A 3777-nucleotide genomic window follows, 5' to 3' on the forward strand; every position below is an offset into this window, starting at 1 on the left:
GTATAATAGAAATAGACTATAATATCAACATTAAAATTGACCATTTGCTTTAAAAATATTCTTGGGAAATAACTCAGGTTAGCACCAAAATTATGAATATGCCTTATTATTGTACAGGTAAGGAGCTTTAAAGCAGCATATTTGTAGATGACATTGGCGCTGGGATGAGGTTGCATTGAACAAAACTGTAAAAGCAATTCTAGTGGTTGCAATGGCTGTTTCAAATGTTTCCCGTGCGTTCAAGTCCCCATTCATCCGAAAGGGATGCTGAAAGAATGGTTAGGAGGGGGGATGAGGTTCAGACAATTAAGGACATTAAGCTTATTACCTCATGCTCTGGTGGAAGGCTGGTATCATCGCGACCAGGGCAATACTTCGAATCTATAATTTTCGTTTTTCAAATGACGGATAATGTGGGGCAGGGCCTGCACTGTTGCGTCTTTTTTTGGAGCGTCGTGCATCAAGATGACAAGGGTGCTCAGCCCCTTTGCGGTATCCTTGAACTTTTTAATGAGCTGCTGTGCTGATTGTTTTTTAGTGGTTTCGGCATCGCCGTTTACGCAGTTCCAATCTACATATAGATATCCGGCTTTGTTTACTGTTTCCCTGAACGGAGCCAGTTTTTGGCCAAATGAACCGCCGGGAAATCTGGTAAGCATAAATTCTTTATCTTCGCCTAAAATGGACTGCAATATCTGCTTTGTTTTAGCTAGCTCGTCGAGGTAGTTTTCGGTGCTGGCATATATGTGTTTAAAAACGTGGGAGTATGAATGATTGCCGATCCCATGCCCTTCCTGGTATATTCTTTTGACAAGCTCAGGATAACGCTCGGCATTGGAACCAATTACAAAGAAGGTGGCTTTTACCCCTTCTTGTGCGAGTATGTCGAGTATTGCGGAGGTGATGGAAGGCGTAGGGCCATCATCGAAGGTGAGATAGGCTACCTTATCTTCCCTATGCTTATAAATACCGTTTAACTCTTGCTGATACGCCGTTACATCCACCACATCGCTGTCACTTTTTTCTTCCTCCTGTTGCAGGTCACTGCTTTCATTTGCATTCTGCATCCCATTTGTTGGTAGTTGGCCTTGTGCCTCTCCTTCGCTTTCCATATCTTTTGTGTTTTCAGATATATCCGTACTTTTATCGGTGCCTTCTGCTGGGGCCACCGGAACGTCATTTCGGTTTGATCCTTCGATATTGGTGTTACTAGGTATTTCCATGTTGTTGTCGACGTTGTGCTCGTTTTTGTGGGAGATAGGTATAACGATTGTATTGCTATCATTAAGAGCAGGCTCTGAATTTTGAGCCAAATCTTGAGAAGGATTTGTACATAGAGGTTGGGGTTGTTGCTTGGTTAAAAAGGATTCGGTGGCGATGGCGGTGACTGGATAACCAAACAGAAAAGAAAAATTCAGCATCGACAGGATACACAAAAGCTTGATGGTTGTAAAAAAATATCTTTTGGCGCAGCTTTCCTTCACATTGATTGCCCCCTTTACAACTGGTACCAAAACTATACATATTCATTATACCTTTAAGAAAAAACATTTTGTGTCATTTTTTTAAAATTTAACAATATTTAAAATAGATGTAATAGTTGTAATAAAAATGTCATAAAATGAGATGCAACGTATATAAATGTTGCTTTTTGATTTATTTAATCTGCCTGATGTTATTATGGTATAATAAAGGAAATCAAAAGACTCACAATATAAACTTGAGACTCACAATATAAACTTGGTAAAAAATATAGTACTGGAGAAAATATGCGATGGAGGTTGATTTATGCTACAGATAAGTTACCTAGTTTCGGGAGGAATAATTACAAACTACAAATGCTCTTCTAGGTGCAGGCACTGCTGTTATTCCAGTTCACCACAATGGCCCAACGATTACATGACGCCTTCCATGGCTGACGAGATATTCCGCATATTGAAGGGCTTGGGCTGTAGGTCGGTTCATATAGGCGGAGGGGAACCCCTACTTAGGCCTGACAAAATTCTGGCAGTACTTGAGGCTGCCAAGAAAAACGGGGTCCATATAGAATATATCGAGACCAATGCGTCATGGTACAAGGATGAAGCGTCGACCCATGCCATCCTTAAGGACCTTAAGAGATGCGGCGTGCATACGTTGCTTATATCCATAGATCCCTATCACAATGAGTATATTCCTTTTTGGAAGGTAAAAGCGCTCATGGCTGCGTGTTCAAAGGCAGGGATAGAGGTATTCCCCTGGCTTATGGATTTTTGGCCCGATATAGAGGCAATGGATGATAGCAAGCCCCACTCCCTTGATGAGTACGTCCAGCTCTTTGGCCGGGATTATCTTTTGCAGTTAGCTAAGAGATACGGCCTTAATTTAAAAGGGCGTGCATTGAAGACCTATAGACCCATGATGAAAAAGCAGCCTTTTGAGCAAGTATTAAGACAATCCAGGCCATGCAGGCTGCTTTCTGGTGTATATCACTTTCACGTTGACCTGTACGGCAACTTCGTACCGCAATCTTGCCCGGGGCTTTCGATTCCTCTTAAGGAGCTGGTAAGGGGGGCTGACCCTGGCAGGTATCGCGTATTTCACGCTTTGGAGACTGAGGGCGTAAAAGGCCTTGTCGAACTGGCCATGAAGGAGTATGGGTTCGAACCTCAAGCCGAATATGCAGGAGATTGCGACCTTTGCTATGATATAAGGAACTATTTGGTGCTGGAACGGGGTCTTGACCTTCCCGACCTTAAACCGGAGGGACATTACAAGTATGTGTGAGGTGTCTTTTATTGTTCACTGGTCTTCCAAATGTGAAGGAAATGCCAATCCACAATATGATGTGAATAAAAATAAGACCGACGGTTGGCGGCTCTTTTTTGCCGTGCACTAAAATTTAGGTCTTGCCCTCTCTTTGTATGTCTCAGGACTTCTACTATCTCTACGTAATGTTCGCAGTGGAACAATTTAAACATAGTCGTACTTGTGGCTTTCTGCTATATTTGATAATTTGAAAGGCAAGAAGGTGATACTATGGGTGAAGCAGAGAGGGGCATAACTATTAAACTTGCAAGTAAAGATACTAAGAATGGGAAGATACCTGTGAGCATATTCGTAAAAACGGTTAATAGTATCCAAAAAACTATGTATGCTTTAGGCACTGTTCGATTAAAAGGAGAACCTGCTTCGCCTGGGAGGAAGCCTTCGATAATTGAAAAAGAATGTGAGTTATTTCTTCTAAAAGCAGAGCCTGGAAGTTTGTTGGCTCAGTTAGCACTACCCGACAAAGAACCTGACCTTGCAGTTGGAGTACCAAGTTTTGGTGAATGTGTTTTGCAAGATTTTGAAAAAATTTTGAATAGTTTTTCTGAAAAAAACCAGAGGTTTTTAAGAGTATAGTACCAGATGCAAAATGTAGAAAACAAATTTATAATAACCTTGTTTCTTTATTACCGTCTGAAAAAGATGATTATGAATTCTACTTTTCGTTTGATAAGAGTAAACCAATAAAAAAGGCATATAGACCATCTGGTGAAGATGCAGTGAAGTACATTGACGATGTAGAGGATGATATTGAAAACTCTGACGACTTGTAAAAATTAATAATTGTTGCGTGGGGTGTTGTAGATAAAGATACGGGCGAATTAAGAGAGATTAAGCAAATTATTGAATATGATATAGTGGATGATCTAAGGCCGTATAGGGCTAGTGAAATAAGTTATGGGAACAGAAAGTTGTTATTATCACATGAAATTGCTTGTCCAATTGGTAAAGAAGAGGGATATTATATTG

General features: G+C 40.7%; 3 protein-coding genes. 2 read left to right on the forward strand and 1 reads right to left on the reverse strand.

The window, feature by feature from the left end; translation table 11 throughout:
- Positions 1 to 353: 353 nt before the first annotated feature.
- A complete protein-coding gene (locus FWJ59_RS08520) occupies positions 354 to 1484 on the reverse strand; it encodes a polysaccharide deacetylase family protein (protein WP_414481518.1) in 1131 nt (376 codons plus the stop codon).
- A gap of 304 nt (positions 1485 to 1788) precedes the next feature.
- Here FWJ59_RS08520 and FWJ59_RS08525 point away from each other — a divergent pair, with 304 nt between their 5' ends.
- Complete coding sequence (locus tag FWJ59_RS08525) at positions 1789 to 2766, forward strand: radical SAM protein (protein ID WP_414481519.1); 978 nt, start codon at positions 1789 to 1791, stop codon at positions 2764 to 2766.
- Positions 2767 to 3018: 252 nt separating this feature from the next.
- Positions 3019 to 3384 carry a hypothetical protein gene (locus FWJ59_RS08530; protein WP_414481520.1) on the forward strand — a complete coding sequence of 122 codons (366 nt, stop codon included), beginning with the start codon at positions 3019 to 3021 and terminating at the stop codon, positions 3382 to 3384.
- Positions 3385 to 3777: the final 393 nt, after the last annotated feature.

Source organism: Caldicoprobacter sp. (genome assembly GCF_047459465.1).
GTDB lineage: Bacteria > Bacillota > Clostridia > Caldicoprobacterales > Caldicoprobacteraceae > Caldicoprobacter.

Coding starts and splice junctions, on each gene's coding strand:
- FWJ59_RS08530 (WP_414481520.1), top strand. CDS start 3,019: ATGGGTGAAGCAGAGAGGGGCATAACTATTAAACTTGCAAGTAAAGAT.
- FWJ59_RS08525 (WP_414481519.1), top strand. CDS start 1,789: ATGCTACAGATAAGTTACCTAGTTTCGGGAGGAATAATTACAAACTAC.